General features: G+C 62.5%; 15 protein-coding genes and 1 tRNA gene. 11 read left to right on the top strand and 5 right to left on the bottom strand.

The window, feature by feature from the left end; all coding sequences use genetic code 11:
- Positions 1 to 10 precede the first annotated feature (10 nt).
- Genes X743_RS165510 through X743_RS165520 form a run of 3 tightly spaced genes read left to right on the top strand, consistent with a single transcriptional unit; the run spans position 11 to position 4,845 of the window.
- Positions 11 to 1,960: a PrkA family serine protein kinase gene (locus X743_RS165510; protein WP_023763843.1), complete on the top strand. Its 1,950-nt coding sequence runs from the start codon at positions 11 to 13 to the stop codon at positions 1,958 to 1,960.
- Between the two features lie 19 nt (positions 1,961 to 1,979).
- Complete coding sequence (locus X743_RS165515) at positions 1,980 to 3,290, top strand: YeaH/YhbH family protein (protein ID WP_023763842.1); 1,311 nt, start codon at positions 1,980 to 1,982, stop codon at positions 3,288 to 3,290.
- 10 nt (positions 3,291 to 3,300) lie between these two features.
- Entirely contained in the window at positions 3,301 to 4,845 is a 1,545-nt protein-coding gene (locus X743_RS165520; RefSeq protein ID WP_023763841.1) for a SpoVR family protein, read from the top strand.
- 33 nt (positions 4,846 to 4,878) lie between these two features.
- On the opposite strand, the gene X743_RS165525 is transcribed toward X743_RS165520, so the two are convergent.
- From X743_RS165525 to X743_RS165535, 3 genes are read right to left on the bottom strand one after another with little or no spacing between them, the layout of a single operon-like run.
- Positions 4,879 to 5,775, bottom strand: a complete 897-nt coding sequence (locus X743_RS165525) for an HlyC/CorC family transporter (RefSeq protein ID WP_023763840.1) — start codon at positions 5,773 to 5,775, stop codon at positions 4,879 to 4,881.
- A 1-nt stretch (position 5,776) separates the two neighbouring features.
- The gene (aroB, locus tag X743_RS165530) at positions 5,777 to 6,913 is read right to left on the bottom strand and encodes a 3-dehydroquinate synthase (RefSeq protein ID WP_023763839.1); all 1,137 of its coding nucleotides are present in this window, start codon (positions 6,911 to 6,913) and stop codon (positions 5,777 to 5,779) included.
- A complete protein-coding gene (locus tag X743_RS165535; RefSeq protein ID WP_023763838.1) occupies positions 6,910 to 7,521 on the bottom strand; it encodes a shikimate kinase in 612 nt (203 codons plus the stop codon). The genes aroB and X743_RS165535 overlap by 4 nt, the downstream gene beginning before the upstream one ends.
- Positions 7,522 to 7,738: 217 nt before the next feature.
- On the opposite strand from X743_RS165535, the gene X743_RS165540 reads away from it, so the two are divergent.
- The 5 genes from X743_RS165540 to X743_RS165560 all read left to right on the top strand — a co-directional run bounded on the left by X743_RS165540 (position 7,739) and on the right by X743_RS165560 (position 11,696).
- Positions 7,739 to 7,891, top strand: a complete 153-nt coding sequence (locus X743_RS165540) for a hypothetical protein (protein WP_013892767.1) — start codon at positions 7,739 to 7,741, stop codon at positions 7,889 to 7,891.
- Between the two features lie 26 nt (positions 7,892 to 7,917).
- Positions 7,918 to 8,835, top strand: a complete 918-nt coding sequence (locus X743_RS165545) for a site-specific tyrosine recombinase XerD (protein ID WP_023763837.1) — start codon at positions 7,918 to 7,920, stop codon at positions 8,833 to 8,835.
- A gap of 98 nt (positions 8,836 to 8,933) precedes the next feature.
- The gene (locus X743_RS165550) at positions 8,934 to 9,884 is read left to right on the top strand and encodes an acetyl-CoA carboxylase carboxyltransferase subunit alpha (protein ID WP_023763836.1); all 951 of its coding nucleotides are present in this window, start codon (positions 8,934 to 8,936) and stop codon (positions 9,882 to 9,884) included.
- Positions 9,885 to 10,144: 260 nt separating this feature from the next.
- On the top strand, positions 10,145 to 11,443 hold the full coding sequence (locus X743_RS165555; RefSeq protein ID WP_023763835.1) for a murein L,D-transpeptidase family protein: 1,299 nt from the start codon (positions 10,145 to 10,147) through the stop codon (positions 11,441 to 11,443).
- A 10-nt stretch (positions 11,444 to 11,453) separates the two neighbouring features.
- The gene (locus tag X743_RS165560) at positions 11,454 to 11,696 is read left to right on the top strand and encodes a sulfurtransferase TusA family protein (protein WP_023763834.1); all 243 of its coding nucleotides are present in this window, start codon (positions 11,454 to 11,456) and stop codon (positions 11,694 to 11,696) included.
- A gap of 3 nt (positions 11,697 to 11,699) precedes the next feature.
- On the opposite strand, the gene X743_RS165565 is transcribed toward X743_RS165560, so the two are convergent.
- Both X743_RS165565 and X743_RS165570 read right to left on the bottom strand, forming a co-directional pair.
- Positions 11,700 to 12,806, bottom strand: coding sequence for a GTP-binding protein (locus X743_RS165565; protein ID WP_023763833.1), 1,107 nt, complete (start codon positions 12,804 to 12,806; stop codon positions 11,700 to 11,702).
- Positions 12,807 to 12,811: 5 nt separating this feature from the next.
- Complete coding sequence (locus X743_RS165570) at positions 12,812 to 13,975, bottom strand: D-alanyl-D-alanine carboxypeptidase family protein (RefSeq protein WP_023763832.1); 1,164 nt, start codon at positions 13,973 to 13,975, stop codon at positions 12,812 to 12,814.
- Positions 13,976 to 14,189: 214 nt separating this feature from the next.
- On the opposite strand from X743_RS165570, the gene X743_RS165575 reads away from it, so the two are divergent.
- The 3 genes from X743_RS165575 (at position 14,190) to X743_RS1000000173210 (ending at position 17,784) form a co-directional block, all read left to right on the top strand.
- A complete protein-coding gene (locus X743_RS165575) occupies positions 14,190 to 15,353 on the top strand; it encodes a M20 aminoacylase family protein (RefSeq protein ID WP_023763831.1) in 1,164 nt (387 codons plus the stop codon).
- A 118-nt stretch (positions 15,354 to 15,471) separates the two neighbouring features.
- A tRNA-Arg gene (locus X743_RS165580) sits at positions 15,472 to 15,548 on the top strand.
- 316 nt (positions 15,549 to 15,864) lie between these two features.
- Positions 15,865 to 17,784, top strand: a complete 1,920-nt coding sequence (locus X743_RS1000000173210) for a hypothetical protein (protein ID WP_245264149.1) — start codon at positions 15,865 to 15,867, stop codon at positions 17,782 to 17,784.
- Positions 17,785 to 17,883 lie beyond the last annotated feature (99 nt).

Below are 17,883 nucleotides of genomic sequence, written 5' to 3'. Positions count from 1 at the left end.
GGCAAGCATCATGCGCGAGAATCAGTCCGACATCTTCGATCTGTTTTCGGAGATTTATGCCAATGCGGCTCAGGAAGAGATCAGCCTCCAGCAATATCTCCTGGCCTGCCGCGAAGACAAGTCGATGTATGCCTCCGCCCCCGAGCGGATGGTCGAGGCAATCGGCGAGCCGAACCTGGTCGACACCAGCAAGGATGAACGGCTCGGCCGCATTTTTTCGAACCGCACCGTCAAGGTCTATCCGTCCTTCTCCGAGTTCTACGGGATGGAGGATACGATCGAGCGCATCGCCGGATATTTCCGCTATGCCTCCCAGGGATTGGAGGAGCGCAAGCAGATCCTCTATCTTCTCGGCCCCGTCGGCGGCGGCAAATCCTCTCTTGCCGAACGGCTGAAGAAACTGATGGAGGAACGGCCGATCTACACGCTGAAGGTCGGCAGCCAGATCAGTCCGATTTTCGAATCGCCGCTTGGCCTTTTCAATCCCGACCGCATGGGCGACCTGCTGGAGGACAAATACGGGATAGCCCGGCGCCGTCTCAACGGACTTATCTCGCCCTGGGCGGCCAAGCGGCTCGATGAGCTGTCGGGCGACATTTCCAAGTTCAGTGTCGTCAAGCTGATGCCGTCTCGGCTGCGCCAGATCGCCATTGCCAAGACAGAGCCCGGCGACGAGAACAACCAGGACGTCTCGGCCTTGGTCGGCAAGGTCGACATCAGGCAATTGGAAAATTTCAGCCAGTCCGATCCGGACGCCTATTCCTACAGCGGCGGCCTGAACCGGACCACGCAAGGCCTGCTCGAATTCGTCGAGATGTTCAAGGCGCCCATCAAGGTCCTGCACCCGCTGCTCACGGCGACCCAGGAAGGCAGCTACAATGGCACCGAGAATTTCGGCGCCTTCCCTTATCAAGGCATCATCATTGCCCATTCCAACGAATCGGAGTGGCAGCAGTTCAAGAACAACAAAAACAACGAGGCCTTTCTGGACCGCATCCTCGTGGTCAAGGTGCCATATTGCCTGCGGATCACCGAAGAGAGGCATATTTACGAGAAATTGCTGCGCGAGAGCGAACTGGCCGGCAGCCCCTGCGCACCTGAGGTGCTGGACATTCTCAGCCGGTTCACCGTCTCGACTCGCCTTGCCGAGCACGACAATTCGCCGCTCTATACCAAGATGCGCGCCTATGACGGTGAAAACCTCAAGGAGGTCGATCCCAGGGCCAAGTCCGTTCAGGAGTATCGCGACGCAGCCGGCGTCGACGAGGGCATGACCGGCGTAAGCACGCGCTTCGCCTTCAAAATCCTGTCGCAGACGTTCAACTACGACACCAACGAGGTCGCGGCGGACCCGGTGCACCTGATGTACATCCTGGAAGAGGCGATCAAGCGCGAGCAGTTCCCGAAGGAAACGGAAGCCGCCTATCTCGAATTCATCAAGTCGGAACTCGCGACCCGCTATGCCGAGTTCATCGGCCACGAAATCCAGAAGGCCTATCTGGAGTCATATAGCGAATATGGCCAGAACCTTTTCGACCGCTACATCGCCTATGCCGATGCCTGGATCGAGGATCAGGACTACAAGGACCCCGATACCGGCCAGATCCTCGACCGCGAGATCCTGGACAAGGAATTGTCGCAGGTCGAAAAGCCGGCCGGCATCGCCAATCCCAAGGATTTTCGCAACGAAGTGGTCAAATTCACATTGCGCGCCCGGGCGCGCAACCATGGCCGCAATCCGTCATGGACCAGCTATGAAAAGCTACGTGAGGTGATCGAGAAGCGGATGTTCGGACAGGTTGAAGACCTCCTGCCGGTGATCAGTTTCGGCTCCAAACAGGACAGCGTCACGGAAAAACGCCACAATGAATTCGTGCAGCGCATGGTGCAACGTGGTTACACCGAGCGGCAGGTGCGCCGGCTTGTCGACTGGTACATGCGTGTGAACAAGGCGGGTTGAGGCAGGCCCGGACGCTTCCATGCCGATCTTTATCGACAGACGCCTGAATCCGAAGGACAAAAGCCTGGGCAACCGCCAGCGGTTTCTGAAGCGCGCGCGGGAGGAACTCAAGCGAAATATCCGCGACCAGGTCCGCGCCGGCCGTATCGCCGAGGTTGACCGGGAGCATGCCGTGCCCATGCCCCGCAAAGGCACCAGCGAGCCGGTCTTCAGCGATGCCAGGGACAGCGGCCGGCGTCAGCACATCTTGCCTGGCAACAGAACTTACATTTCCGGAGATCTGATCCCAAAGCCTGGTCTGGGAGGCGTGGGCTCTTCGTCTCCGGGAAACAGCGAATCCGAAGACGATTTTCGTTTCATGTTGTCACGCGAGGAGGTTCTCGATCTTTTCTTCGAGGATCTTGAACTGCCAGATCTGGTCAAGCTCAATCTCAAGCAGATATTGACGTTCAAGCCGAAGCGGGCGGGCTTCAGCGCCAGCGGCTCGCCGACCAACATCAATGTCGGCCGCACGATGCGCAACAGCCATGGTCGCCGCATTGCGCTCCGGCGTCCCAAACAGGCGCAATTGGATGAGATCGCCCGCCAGCTTGCACTGCTCGAAGCGCAACCCCCGAACGCGGCAAGGCGCGAACGCATCGCTGCCCTGCGCGAAGAACTCGATTTGATGGAGCGTCGTCGCCGGCGAATTTCCTATGTCGACCCGGTCGACATCCGCTTCAACCGCTTCGACCCCCAGCCGCAGCCCAATGCCAGCGCCGTCATGTTTTGCCTGATGGATGTGTCGGGATCGATGGGGGAGCGCGAAAAGGATCTGGCCAAACGCTTCTTCGTGCTGCTCCACCTATTCCTGACGCGGCGTTATGAGCGGACGGACATCGTTTTCATTCGTCACACCCACGAGGCCCAGGAGGTCGACGAGCAGACGTTCTTCTACCATACCCAGAGCGGCGGCACGGTCGTTTCCACGGCGCTCGAGGAAATGCACCGCATCATCGAACAGCGCTATCCCCCGACGGAATGGAACATCTATGCCGCCCAGGCCTCCGACGGCGACAATTTCGCCACCGATTCCGAACGCTGCATCGAGCTGCTCGGCGGCAAGCTGATGCGGTTGTGCCAGTATTTCGCCTATGTGGAGATCATCGACGAGCGCGAAAGCCATATTTTTGGGTCGACCGAAAATGGCACCTCGCTTTGGCGCGCCTACAGCGCCATCGAGCAGAAATGGCCGAATTTCCAGATGCGGCGCATCGCATCCCCAGCGGATATCTACCCCGTCTTTCGCCAGCTCTTCGCCAGGCAGCCGGCGATGCGTGCGAGCGCGTGAGGGACGTCGGATGGCTAGCCAAGCCGGCAAATCCAGGTTGCTTTTCTCAGGGTCCGACTGGGACTTCAAGACACTGTCGCGAGCCTATGACGAGATCGAGGCAATCGCGATCGATCAGCTTCACCTCGACACCTACCCGGTGCAGATGGAGGTCATTTCCTCGCAGCAGATGCTCGACGCCTACTCCTCGGTCGGCATGCCGCTGATGTACCGGCATTGGTCGTTCGGTAAGCATTTCCTGTACAACGAGCTTCTCTACCGCAAAGGCGGACGCGGTCTGGCTTATGAGCTGGTCATCAATTCCGATCCCTGCATCGTCTACCTGATGGAAGAAAACACCATGGCCCTGCAAGCCTTGGTGACGGCCCATGCGGCACTCGGACACAACCATTTCTTCAAGAACAATCACCTTTTCCGCCAGTGGACCGACGCAGGCGGAATCCTGAGCTATCTGGATTTCGCGAAAGGCTACATTGCCCGGTGCGAGGAGCGTTACGGCCTGGCCGCCGTGGAAGCGGTTCTCGATTCGGCTCACGCGCTGATGGAGCAAGGCGTGTTCCGATACCACCGGCCGCCGAAACTCTCGTCGGAGCAGCAACGCGAAGGCCTACGCGAACGTCTCGAATACGAGGAGCGCTCCTACAATGATCTTTGGCGGACGCTGCCTCCGGTGCAGGGCGCCGACAATGCCGAAGCCGGGGAAGAAGTCTTGGCCGAACGGAAAAAATCGCTGAGCCTGCCCCAGGAGAACCTGCTCTATTTCCTGGAAAAGAACAGCCTCGTCCTGGAACCTTGGCAACGCGAGATCCTCCGCATCGTCCGGGTCATCGCACAGTATTTCTACCCGCAGCGGCAAACCCAGGTCATGAATGAGGGTTGCGCCACTTTCGTCCACTATACCTTGATGAACATGTTGTTCGATCGTGGCCGGATCAATGAAGGCACCATGCTCGAAATCCTGCGCAATCACTCGAACGTGATCTTCCAGCCGTCCTTCGACGATCCGCGGTTTTCCGGCATCAACCCCTATGCCCTCGGCCTTGACATGATGCAGGACATCCAGCGCATCTCGACCGAGCCGACGGCGGAAGACCGCGACTGGTTCCCCGACATTGCCGGCCGCGGCGACTGGCTCGAAACCTTGCTCGACGCCTGGGCCAATCACCGTGACGAATCCTTCATTCGCCAATATCTCAGTCCGACCCTGATCCGGAAATGGCGGCTCTTCGTGCTGGCCGACGGATCCGACCGACCGCACTACGAAGTCGCATCGATCCACGACGAGCGGGGCTACAACAAGATACGAGCCGCGCTGGCCCAAAACTATGATTGGGGCGCAAACCGGCCCGACATCCAGATCGTGGACGTGGACTTGCTCGGCGACCGGCATTTGCGACTGCAGCACAAGGTGAAGGACGGCGTCCTGCTCGACAATGAGAGCCGCGACGCAACACTTCGCCACATCCGAAGCCTTTGGGGCTATGAGGTCAGCCTGGCGTCGGTCGATGCGGAAACAGACGCAACGCTCAGCGAACGCTGGACCAAGGATTGCTGAGCGCCGGACGGGATCCGTTTCAGCGCGACGCGCTTAAGTGTCGGCGGCAGGCCTGATCCTCAACCGGGCAATCCGGTTCTTGTCGCGTTTCATCACGGTGAAGCGCTTGCCGTGGAAGGTGAAGGCCTGTTTTTCCTCGGGGATCGACTGCGTCTCGTGAATGACGAGGCCGGCAATGGTGGTCGCCTCCTCGTCGGGCAGGTTCCAGTCGAGCGCCCGGTTCAGGTCGCGGATCGGCACCGTGCCCTCGACGACGACGGAACCGTCGGCCTCCTGCTTGACGCCATGGATGTCGACATCGTGCTCGTCGGCGATCTCGCCGACGATCTCCTCGATGATATCCTCCAGCGTCACCAGCCCTTCGACCTCGCCATATTCGTCGACGACGACGGCAAAATGCGCCTTGCGGCGCAGAAAGGCGTTGAGCTGTTCCTGCAAGGTCGTGGTGTCCGGCACGAACCAGGGTTTCGAGGCGATCTTCATCACGTCGATCTTGGAAAAGTCGTTGCCGACTTCGTTCAACGCGCGTAGCAGGTCCTTGGCATGCAGCACGCCGACAATGTTGTCGAGCGAGCCCTTCCACAACGGCATGCGCGTGTGCGGGCTCTGCAGGATCTCGCGCACCACCGCTTCCGGCGCATTGTCGGCATTGACCGAGCGCATGTTGGTGCGGTGCACCATGACGTCGGAGACTTCGAGCTCCTCGAGATCAAACAGGCCGCCAATGCGATCACGATCCTCGCGCACCACCTGGCCGTCGCGGCGGAAATCGTCGACCGCACCGCGCAACTCGTCCTGGCTCGAGCGCTGCGGCTCGATGCGCGACAGCTCGTAGCCGAACATGGCAAGCAGGCGCGTGCGCAGGGCAACGATCAGCAGGATGAGGATTGCAAGGACGGCGACGACGACCCAGCCCGTCTGGTTGCTCATCTCAGCCGGCTTTCCCGTTGGCCGGGTGGTTCTCCCGGAGGAACGACAGCACTTCCGAGGCCGGCACGTCCTTGGCGATGAAGGCCTGGCCGACGCCGCGCGTCAGGATGAAGGTCAGCGCGCCGCGCGACACCTTCTTGTCCTGGGTGATGAAGGCCAGCAGTGCCTCGGCGTCGGGCAGATCGCCGGGAATATCGGCCATGCGCCACGGCAGCCCGACGGCGCGCAGATGCGTCTCGACGCGGGCCGCGTCGTCGGGGCTGGCCAGATTGAGGCGCGAGGAGAACCGATGCGCCAGCGCCATGCCGATGGCGACCCCCTCGCCATGGACGAGGCGGGCGCCGTCATACCGCGTGGCGGCTTCCAGCGCGTGGCCGAACGTGTGGCCGAGATTGAGCAGCGCCCGGTCGCCGGTCTCGAACTCGTCGCGGGCGACGACGTCGGCCTTGGCGCGGCAGGCCTCGGCAATCGCCTGCGCCCTCTCCGGCCCGCCGGCGAACACCTGCCTCCAGTTTTCTTCCAGCCAGGCGAAGAATTGCGGCCGGTCGATCAGCCCGTATTTGGCGAGCTCGGCATAGCCGGCGCGGAATTCGCGGATCGGCAGCGTATCGAGCACTTCAGTGTCGGCCAGCACCAGCTTCGGCTGATGGAAAACGCCGACGAGGTTCTTGCCGCGTGGACTGTTGATGCCGGTCTTGCCGCCGACGGAGGAATCGACCTGGGCCAGCAGCGAGGTCGGGATCTGCACGAAATTCATGCCGCGCCGCACGATGCCGGCGGCAAAACCGGCGAGGTCGCCGATGACGCCACCGCCAAGCGCGATGACGATGTCGCCACGCTCCAATCTGGCGGCCAGCACGCCGTCGACCACCTCTTCGAGATGGGCGAAGCTCTTGGTCTTCTCGCCGGGCGGCAGCGTGATGACGGCGGGCTGGATGCCACCCTTTTCGAGCCCGGCCTTCAGCGCCTCGAGATGCACCGCCGCGACATTGGCGTCGGTGATGACAGCGGCGCGCGTACCAGGCAGCCGGCGCGAGATCTCCTCACCCGCGCGAGACAGCAACCCTGAGCCGATGAGTATGTCGTAGGCCCGGTCGCCAAGCCCGACTTCGACGGTGACAGGCTGATCCACGCTCACGATTCGACCTCGCCTGTCGCGGCATTTTCCTCAATGCCGAAATGCCGGCAGAGCGCCTCCAGCACCTCGGCGGCGATGATTTCCTTGCGGTCGTCGCGGGTCGGCACGGTGACATCAGCGGTTGCGTAGACTGGATAGCGCTCGCCCATCAGCCGCTCCAGCACGGCACGGGGATCGGCGCTCTTCAACAGCGGCCGGTTCTGCTTCTTGGAGACGCGTTCCATCAAGAGGTCGAGCTCGGCCTTCAGCCACACCGACACGCCATGCGTGGCGACGGCCTCGCGCGTCTGTGCGTTCATAAAGGCGCCGCCGCCCGTGGAGAGCACCTGGGGGCCATTTTCCAGCACGCGCAGGATGACACGCTGTTCCAGCGCCCTGAACTCGGTCTCGCCATAGCGCTCGAACAGCTCCGGCACGGTCATGCGCGAGACGCTTTCGATCTCCTGGTCGCTGTCGATGAAGGGCAGCGAAAGCATCGTCGCCACCTTGCGGCCGATCGCCGTCTTGCCGGCGCCCATCAGCCCGACGAAGACAATGGACCGGCTGCCCAGCCGGCCAAGCAGCGCGGCGCTGGTCTCGCCTGGCGGATTTGCGTGTAGCGCGTTCATGACACCATGACGGTTCCGGGACCCTCTTTGCCGGCGTATCGACATGAAAAGCCCGTTTGCGTCAAGCATGCCGAGTAAAGGCAAGCCTATATCGGCCGAGCAATGCCTGCGTCAGAAGTTGCTAACAAGCCTCCGCTTCGTCCTTGAATTGGCCGGATTGGCGTCCCATAAGGGCACAGGGTTTGGAAACGCAGAACAAGAAGACGGGCGAAAATTGATGCCGACACTGTTTCGCTTTGTCGTGACCCTCGCGATTCTGGCCGGCATTGCCTATGGTACGATGTTCGCGCTGGTGATGTTCGTCGAGCCGAAAAAAGCGGAGATGAGCGTGCGCATCCCGTTGGAAAAGCTGAATCCCAAGAAGAACTGAGTCCCAAGAAGAACTGATCCTCAAGGATGAACAGCGCCGCCCGCATCGAGGCCTTCCTGGAAATGATGAGCGCCGAGCGCGGTGCCGCCGAGAACACGCTTTCCTCCTATCGCCGCGATCTCGAAGACGCTTCGAACGGGATCGATGGCGGGCTTGCCGGTGCGGCCGCCGCCGACATCCGCGGCTATCTCGACGACATCGCCGCCCGCGGCTTCGCGTCGACATCACAGGCGCGCAAACTTTCTGCGATCCGCCAGTTCTTCAAGTTTCTCTACGCCGAGGGCCTGCGTGGCGACGACCCGACCGGCACGCTGGACAGCCCGAAAAAGGGACGGCCGCTACCCAAGACGATGTCCGAGGCCGACACCGGCAGGCTGATCGACCGCGCCGCCACCGAAGCCGGCGACGCAGGGCTCGGCCATGCCGACAGGCTGGCGGCCCTGCGCCTGCATGCGCTGGTCGAGGTGCTCTACGCCACGGGCCTGCGCGTTTCCGAACTGGTCGGCCTGCCGGTGACGGTGGCGCGGCGCGACGACCGGTTCTTCATGGTGCGCGGCAAGGGCGACAAGGAACGCATGGTGCCGCTGTCGTCCAAGGCGCGCGTGGCGATGCGAACCTGGCTTGCCGCCCGGGCCGGAGTGCCCGCCTTCGCCGAAAGCCCGTTCCTGTTTCCGGCCGCCTCCGACAGCGGCTATCTCTCGCGCCAGGTCTTTGCCCGCGACCTGAAAGGGTTGGCGGCGCGCGCCGGCATCGCCTCGGCCAAGATTTCACCGCACGTGCTGCGCCATGCCTTCGCCAGCCATCTCCTGCAGAACGGCGCCGATCTCAGGGCCGTGCAGCAGCTGCTTGGCCATGCCGACATATCGACGACACAGATTTACACCCATGTGCTGGAGGAGCGGCTGGTGCGGCTGGTCAACGATCATCATCCGCTTGCCGACTAGGCCTCATATCGCTATGTGAGGACGACATTTCACCGCCCGGGGCCTTGGATTAAACGGTTCCGCAGTCATTGCCTTCCGACGTATCGGTCCGCTCACGCATGTACAATTACCTCGATTTCGAAAAGCCGGTGCAGGATCTTGAGCTCAAGATCCTCGAGCTGAAGAAGCTTGCCGAGAATGGCGAGGCGGTCGACGTCGCCGACGAGATCACCAGGCTGGAGAAGCGGTCGCGCGACGCGCTGCGCGATCTCTACAAGGCGCTGACGCCCTGGCAGAAAGTGCAGGTGGCGCGCCACTCCGACAGGCCGCACTGCGTCGACTACATCAAGAGCCTGTTCAGCGATTTCACGCCGCTCGCCGGCGACCGCAATTTCGGTGAGGACCAGGCGATCGTCGGCGGTTTCGCCCGCTTCCGCGGCGAGCCCATCGCGATCATCGGCCAGGAAAAGGGTTCGGACACGACCAGCCGGCTAAAGCACAATTTCGGTTCGGTGCGTCCCGAAGGCTATCGCAAGGCGGTGCGGCTGATGGAGCTTGCCGATCGCTTCAAGATACCGCTCCTGACGCTGGTCGACACGGCGGGTGCCTATCCCGGCGTCGGCGCCGAGGAGCGCGGCCAGGCGGAAGCCATCGCCCGCTCGACCTCGGCTTGCCTTGCGCTCAAGGTGCCGTCGATTTCGGTGGTCATCGGCGAAGGCGGCTCCGGCGGCGCCATCGCGATCGCCACCGCCAACCGTGTCTACATGCTCGAACACGCCATCTATTCGGTGATTTCACCGGAGGGCGCGGCGTCGATCCTGTGGCGCGACACCACCCGCTCCAAGGACGCGGCGACCAACATGAAGATCACCGCGCAGGATCTTCTGGAATTGAAGATCATCGACGCCATCATTCCTGAGCCGATGGGCGGCGCCCAGCGCGCGCCCGAGACGGTGATTGCCGCGACCGGCGACCTCATTGCCAAGACGATGAAGGACTTTGCCGGCGCCAACACCGATTTCCGCGAGCAGCGCCGCGAGAAATACCTGGCGATGGGGCGCAGCCTCTGACCGGCTGACGCCGGAACGTGGTCATCGGAAGCGGTTTGCCCACCGCAATGTGGCGTCAATGAGCAATTTCGCCACAAAAATGCCGCCGCATTCGGGTCAATAAATTTGCAACGAAGGGTTGGGAAGTTGCCGTGAGGGGCTAGTCGACGCTTGCGGTAAGGAATTTTCAAGGTTAACGGGCTTACGGTCCGTCGGTGTTCAGCATGTGGGCTCGGCCGTTTCGAAGCCATTGGCCCGAGGGAAAAGACATAGCCGTATCCATGTTTGCCAAGTTCGCCCATACCGGAGTCCTCGTCGCCTCGATCGCTATCGCCGGCTGCAATGATTCGTCGATGAAGGACTTTGCCCCGGAGGCCAACAAGCCGCTGCCGGACAAGATCCTGGCCGACATGAAGGCCAAGGGCATGGTTCGCACCTCCTCGGTGATGGCGCGCATCTTCAAGGAAGAAGGCAAGCTCGAAATTTGGAAGGCCAAGACCAACGGCCGTTACGACATGGTCGCCAGCTACGACATCTGCAAATGGTCGGGCAAGCTCGGTCCGAAATACACCGAGGGCGATCGCCAGGCGCCGGAAGGCTTCTACACGGTTCGCCCGTCGCAGATGAACCCGCGCTCGAACTACCATCTGTCCTTCAACATCGGCTTTCCCAACGCCTATGACCGTGCCAACGGCCGCACCGGCCAGAACCTGATGGTGCACGGCGCCTGCTCGTCCTCGGGCTGCTATTCGATGACCGACGCGCAGATCGAGCAGATCTATGCCTTCGGCCGCGACGCCTTCCAGGGCGGGCAGACCGAGTTCCAGGTCGAGGCCTTTCCGTTCCGCATGACCGCCGCCAACATGGCGCGCTATCGCAGCGACCCGAACTACGAGTTCTGGAAGATGCTCAAGGTCGGCTACGACAATTTCGAGATCACCAAGGTGCCGCCGAAGGTCGACGTCTGCGAAAAGCGCTACGTCTTCAACCAGGTCGCCCCCGACGGCCAGACATTCGATCCGACCGGACCGTGCCCGGCGACCACGCAGCCGGATTCGCTGAAGAGCGCTTACAACGCCTATCAAAGCACCTATGACGCGGCGTTCACCGGCGCGCTCAAGGCCAGCGTGCCGCCGCCCAGGCCGACCATCGCCGGCATCAAGGAAGCCAGCATCGTCTCCGACTGGTCGAAGCGCAGGGCGCGTGGCGAGCGCGTGCCGATCGAGCCGCCCTCGCTCAATTCCAACGGCACGGTGACCGAGACGGCGCGCATGGGCCGCATCGATTCGCCGGCCGGCCGCAAGATGGCTGCACTCGACGCCGAGAAAGCCGCCAAGCAAAAGGCTGAGGAGCAGAGGCTGGCCGCCATAGAGGCTGCCAAGCAGGCCAAGGAAGCCGCCAAGGCACAGGCGCTCGCCGAGAAGGAAGCGGCCAAGGCCGCCAAGGAGGCGCCTGCCGCCACCGCCACCATAGCCGCCCCGACCGAGGCCGCGCCGGAAGCCGAAACGCAGGCCGCCAATGCCGATGAAAGCCGGGTTACCAAGCTCAAGAACAAGCTGCTCGGCATGTTCGGCGGCTGAGGTTCCATCCTTGGCCGGACGCACCGCGATCTATGATCTCAAGGGGCTGAACTGTCCCCTACCCGTGCTTAAAGCTAAAAAACGTCTTGCCGGCATGCTGCCGGGCAGCAGGCTTTGGCTCGAGACCACCGATCCGCTCGCCGTCATCGACATTCCCGCTTTCTGTTCCGACGCCGGCCATCAGTTGATCGAAACGGCGGCGGTCGTGGGCGGCCACCGTTTTCTGGTCGAACGCGGCGCGCAGGGATCGTAGCGTTTACCGTCCGGCAATCGCCAGCGGATTGTTTTCCAGCGCCGCGCGGTCGGGCGTGTCGATCGAGGGCCGGTTGGTGAAGGCGGCGAACAGCCGGCGCACATAGTCTTCCGGCATGTCGAGCGTGATCAGCACCAGCCGCGTGCCACGTTGGCTGTCCGGCCAGGAGGGCAACTGCACCGGCGGATGCAGGATTTTCTGCACGCCATGCACGACCAACGGCCGTGACGGATCTTCCTGCAATTCGATGATGCCCTTCATGCGCAAGAGGTGTTCGCCATGCGTCGAACGCAACAGGTCGAGGAACATCTCGATAGCCGAAAACGGCACCGGACCATCATGCACCAGTGAATAGGAGCGCACGCGCTGGTCGTGCCGGTGACCGTGATCATGATCGTGCCCGTCATGGTGATGGTCATGATGGTGATGATCGTGCGCCGCTTCCTCGCCGAGCCAGCGCCGCACGTCCGCGGATTTGGTGGCTGGATTGTAGAGGCCGCAGTCGAACAGCGCCGCCACGCCCGTCCCCGTATCGCCGGCATCGAGCAGTTCGGCACCCGGATTGATCTGCCGCAGGCGCGCCCGCAGCCTTTCGAGCTCTGCGGGATCGGCAACCAGGTCGGCCTTGCTCAGCACGATGCGGTCGGCGACCGCGACTTGCTTGACCGCCTCGACATGGCCATCGAGCGTGGCGTCGCCATTGACCGCATCGACCAGCGTGATGACGCCGTCGAGCCGGAAAGCCTGGACCAGCGCCGGATGCGCCATGATCGATTGCAGCACAGGCGCCGGATCGGCAAGCCCTGTGGTCTCGACGATGACGCGGGCAAGGCGTGCGATGCGCCCGGTCTGCAGCCGGTCGACCAGGTCGGCCAGCGTATCGACCAGTTCGCCACGCACCGTGCAGCACAGGCAGCCGTCGGAAAGCTGGATGATGCCGTCGGAGGCCTGCTCGACAAGCAGATGGTCGATCGCCACCTCGCCGAACTCGTTGATGATGACCGCCGTGTCGGCCAGCGCCGGATCCTTCAGCAGTCGGTTGAGCAGCGTCGTCTTGCCGGCGCCGAGGAAGCCGGTCAGCACCGAGACGGGTATCGGGAAGCCCGCCATTGCGGTCAGTTCGCGGTCTTGGCGGACTGGTCACCTTGCGCGTCGGCGCCTGCTATCTTGGGACCGGTCCCCGCGGGCTGGGGTTTGTCCGGTCGCCAGGTCGGGATCGGCACGTCGGCATATTCCTGGCCGCCCTGGTCGAGTATCGCCTTCGGCGCCGGGCCGGTGGCGCCGCCAAGACCGACGGCAACCAGCGTCGGCACATGGTCGAGCTTTTCCTGATAGGGCGATTTCGGCGCGTCCTTGGCGACAGCCGGCGGCGCCTCCGATTGCTCATGCGGCTTCTTCTTCTTGCAGATCTCGTCACTCATGTCGTTGGACGAGGTGGTGTCGCCGTAAGGCGCCAGGATGGCGACCGTGGTCGAGCCGGCGACAGGCGCATCAAAACCCTGGTCGAGCAGCTTGGCCGCGGTCTCGGCACGGCTGACGGCCGACTTCTCGCCAAGCACCACCGCCACCAGGGTGCGCCCGTTGCGCGTCGCCGAACCGATCATGTTGAAGCCCGAAGGGCAGACAAAACCCGTCTTCATGCCGTCGGCGCCGGGATAGCGGCCGATCAGCAGATTGTAGTTCGGGATCGCCTTTTTGCCGACCGCGAGCCCCTCGATCGAAAACCATGGCGCATATTGCGGAAACTCACGGCGGATCGCCATCACGAGCACGGCAAGGTCGCGCGCCGTGGTGTACTGGTCCGGCGAATAAAGGCCGTTCGGATTGACGAAATGGGTTCCGTTCATGCCGAGCCGGACCGCCTCGGCGTTCATCCGCTCGGCAAAGGCTGCCTGCGAGCCACCGACATTCTCACCGACGGCCATCGCAATGTCGTTGGCCGATTTGACCAGCATCATCTTCAGCGCATTGTCGAGCCGCATCACCGAGCCCGGCTTGAAGCCCATCTTGCTTGGCGGCTCGGCGGCGGAGTGTTTCGTCACCATGATCGGCGAATCGAGCTGGATTTCGCCGGCCGCGATCGCCCGGAAGGTCACGTAAGCGGTCATCAGCTTGCTCAGCGACGCCGGATACCAGCGCTTGAAGGCATCCTGATGCTGCAGGATCTGGCCGCTCTTCAGGTCGAAGACCACCACCGGATTGGCCAGCGCTGGCCCAGCCAGCACCGACAGCACGATCGCGCCAGCCGAGAATAGTTTGAGGAAATGCCTGTGCCGCATGATCAAATCCGAAATCGCCTCTTGCCGTAGTCGCCCCTGGCTCCGTAAGATTTCGTTACGTGACCGCCAGCATAACGAGTCCGCCCCTCAAAAACGGACCGCATCGTTGCGGTGCTATTTACCCTATGTGACGCCAACATGGCAAAGTGCCTGACGATCACAATTGAAAGGCAGCGGGCCAGCCCGCCTGCTCCAACAGCGAGATGGAACCACCATGCCAATCCTGAACCGAGCCGCCGAAATGCAGGACGAAGTCGCCGGCTGGCGCCAACACCTGCACCAGACGCCAGAACTGAACTTCGACGTCTTCAAGACCGCCGCCTTCGTGACCGAGAAGCTGAAAGAATTCGGCTGCGACGACGTGGTGACCGGCCTCGGCAAGACCGGCGTCGTTGGCATCATCCGTGGCCGCCAGGGTGACGGCGCCACCATCGGCCTGCGCGCCGACATGGACGCGCTGCCGCTCAACGAGATCACCGGCAAGTCCTACGCCTCGACCGTTCCCGGCAAGATGCACGCCTGCGGTCATGACGGCCACACGGCGATGCTTCTGGGCGCGGCGAAATACCTCGCCGAAACACGCAATTTCGCGGGCTCCGTGGCGGTGATCTTCCAGCCGGCCGAGGAAGGCGGCGGCGGCGGCAACGAGATGGTCAAGGACGGCATGATGGAGCGCTTCGACATCTCCAAGGTGTTCGGCATGCACAATATGCCCGGCCTGCCTGTCGGCCAGTTCGCCATCCGCCCGGGCCCGATCATGGCGGCGACGGCCGAATTCACCATCACCGTGAAGGGCCGTGGCGGCCACGCCGCCATGCCGCACGGCACGATCGACCCGATCGTCATCACCAGCCAGCTGGTCGGCGCGCTGCAGACCATCGCTTCGCGCAGCACCGACCCGGTCGAGGCGGTGGTGGTGTCGGTGACCAAGTTCCATGCCGGCGATGCCTACAACATCATTCCGGAATCGGCCGAGATCGCCGGCACGGTGCGCACCTTGCGCAAGGAAATCGCCAAGAAGTCCGAAGAGCGCATCCGCACCATCTGCGACGGGCTGGCGATCGCCTTCGGCGCCAAGATCGAGGTCGACTACCAGGCCAATTACCCCGTCACCTTCAACCATGCGGAAGAAACGGTGTTCGCCAGCGATGTCGCGGCCAACGTCGCCGGCGACGCCCATGTCCACCGCGGCATCCAGCCGGTGATGGGCGGCGAGGACTTCTCCTACATGCTGGAAGCTCGCCCCGGCGCCTTCATCTTCATCGGCAATGGCGACACCGCCGGTCTTCACAACCCGGCCTATGATTTCAACGACGAGGCCATCCCGCACGGCATGAGCTATTGGGTGAAACTGGCCGAAACCGCGCTGGCCGCCTGAGGCGCGTGTTAACGGACGATGACAAGAGGCCGCCGAATTGCTTTCGGCCGGCCTCTTGAATTGCCTTCGGCCAGCCTCTTGGCGAAACGATCCGAAGCGGCTATGTGTCGGGCCGCGTGGTCCCGTAGCTCAGTAGGATAGAGCGGCAGATTCCTAATCTGTAGGTCACAGGTTCGATTCCTGTCGGGATCACCACGCGTTTTCAACGGCTTAGCAAGTTGACGTCGTACTTTTCGCGAAACGGTACGACGAATTGTATTGTCTGCGGGAATGCATCTCCACAGGACGAACGATCCAGCCTTGCCACGAAGAACGACCGCTACAATGGCCTTTTTATCCGGCCGAAGGCTGACCGCAGGACCATTACGAGGTGATGGTTGACCGTGCTGCACTGTGACCTAGCTTAAAGTTCATGATGAACAGTCCAGAGCCGGGAGATGCCGAATTTTCCGCAGCGACAGACATCGCTTTATGGACTTGACAATACACCCCAGACCGCACGGGCACGGCAATGCCAAATTATCTTGCCGAAATGTATGCTAACGATGTAAATCTGGCCATTCTTGGCGCAGTGGTGACGCTTGTATCGATTGGCGTCTTTCTTGTGCTCCGGCGTATCCTTGCCGCGGTGCGACGACGCCGCCTTGCATCGCTTGACGAAGGCAGATCCGATCTCGCCGACGAGGCTTCTTGGGAATGGGAAAGCCCGGCCAGGCTTGTCGCCGAACCTGCTTCTTCCAGGGCTGCCAATCCCTTGGGTACCGCCGACCTGGATGTTCGAGCTCAAAACGCCAACTACTCTCGGTTCGGAGTGCGAGTCGAGCATGTCAACGTGACGCCCGAAGCCTCGGGAGGTTCGTCGGCGGTCCAGACCAATGCTCCTGCCCCGAACAGGCTGGAACCTGGAAGACTTGCAGCGCCCATCAAGGCGGTCGCGGAACATGGGAAACGGATTTGCGGATCGGCATGGGACCAACTGCGCCATAAGGCTTCGCCACAAATTGTTCCGTTAGCCTCTGCCGCGGATCGCGGTTTGAATTTCACAGCTCAAACGGGAGAAGCCGACCCGGCGCCTGCTTCACCCCCTGGCGTTCGCAGGCCGATCGGTCTTGTGCTCCGCCTAGGGCTCGCCGCCATTTGTCTGGCCGCGCCGATTGGTTATGCGACGACGAGACAAATCTGGGTCGAAAGCGCCCCCGCCATTTCGCAAGCCCCAAGCGAAGCTGATCGAGACCTTTCCCACCCCTTGGAGCTTTCGGCGAGTGTCGAATTGCTAGGCTCGGATCTCACGGCTAACCAGGTGCAGGCCGGGACAGATCGTGCTCAGGCGGCCGCCGCGAGACAATTGGCCGACCAGGAGCACCGGGCGGCGGAAAGCGAGCGTGCCAGGAGCGCCGCCCTGCAGGGAGCGCTCCTCGAGTCGAGCAAGCAGATCGATACGCTGAGGGCAAGCATGGCAGCTGCCGACAACGCACGCGAGGAGCGATTGCGCAACGAACTCGCCGCAGCCCGCACCCTTGACGCGTTACAGCGCATTGCGGGAGATGCCCGCACGCTGGTGGACGAGACCACCAGCTATGTCTTCAAGGAGATGCCCGCTGCTCATCTCGAGCAGCAGCAAGCGCAGAGGCAGGCGCGCGATCTATCGCAAGCGCGGGCGCAAATTGAACAGCTTGAGACCGGGGCCGCCAAGGATCGTGCCGCGGCCAGGGCTTCACTGGCGCGGGCGAGTGGCATGCTCGACGACGAGCGCCGGAAGTCGGAGCAGCTTCGTGGCGATCTCGCCGAAGCGAACCTGTCCAATGCCGCACTCTCGAAGCGTGCGGATGCGGCTGAGCAGGAGCTGACCGGCGCGGTCAAGGCGAGACAGCAAGTGGAGCGGACCGCAGCTGACACGGAGCGGACGCTGGCACGAGAACGCGCTGCGGTAGCATCGACCCTTGAAGAGTTGAAACAGGCTCGCATCGAGCGCGAGGCGGCTCAACAGGAGCGAGCCAGAGCAGTCTCAGCGAAAGAGCGTGCTGAGCAGACCGCAGCTGACACGGCGCAGGCTCTGGCGCGGGAACGTGCTGCAGCGGCCTTGAATCGTGAGGATCCCGACAAGGCTCGCATCGAGCGCGCGGCCACCCAAGCTCTTTTGCTGCGTGTCGCCAAGCTGCAGGAGGCCCTGGACAAGCAACGCGAAGCCACTGTTTCTCTTGCCCGCGACTTGACCGCCGCGCGCGCGGACAATGACAGGCTCAGGACCGAGCGCCGCAGCGCGCAGATCGAGCCGCCTGCGAAACCACGTTCTGCCCGCGCGACAGCCGCCGGCCAGGTGAAGGCCGTCAGCCAGAAGACTGGCAAGGTTCGCAACCCTTCGCGGGTGACCCGGGTGCGCTCGATCACACTTCCCTATTCGCTCTTGCCGACATACGCGACATCGCAGTGATTTCCGGCTGATCCCTTGTGTGGAAGGCCATGGGTCTTTGAATGCCCCGCACCCCTTGGCAGCACGCGCGAGACCTGCTGCCATTTCGGGCAAAGGATG

Origin of the sequence: Mesorhizobium sp. LNHC232B00 (genome assembly GCF_000502435.1) — a bacterium.
GTDB classification, from domain to species: Bacteria; Pseudomonadota; Alphaproteobacteria; order Rhizobiales; family Rhizobiaceae; genus Mesorhizobium; species Mesorhizobium opportunistum.
The sequence above is the reverse complement of the archived record's forward strand: the minus strand, read 5'-3'. Positions and strand labels throughout refer to the sequence as shown.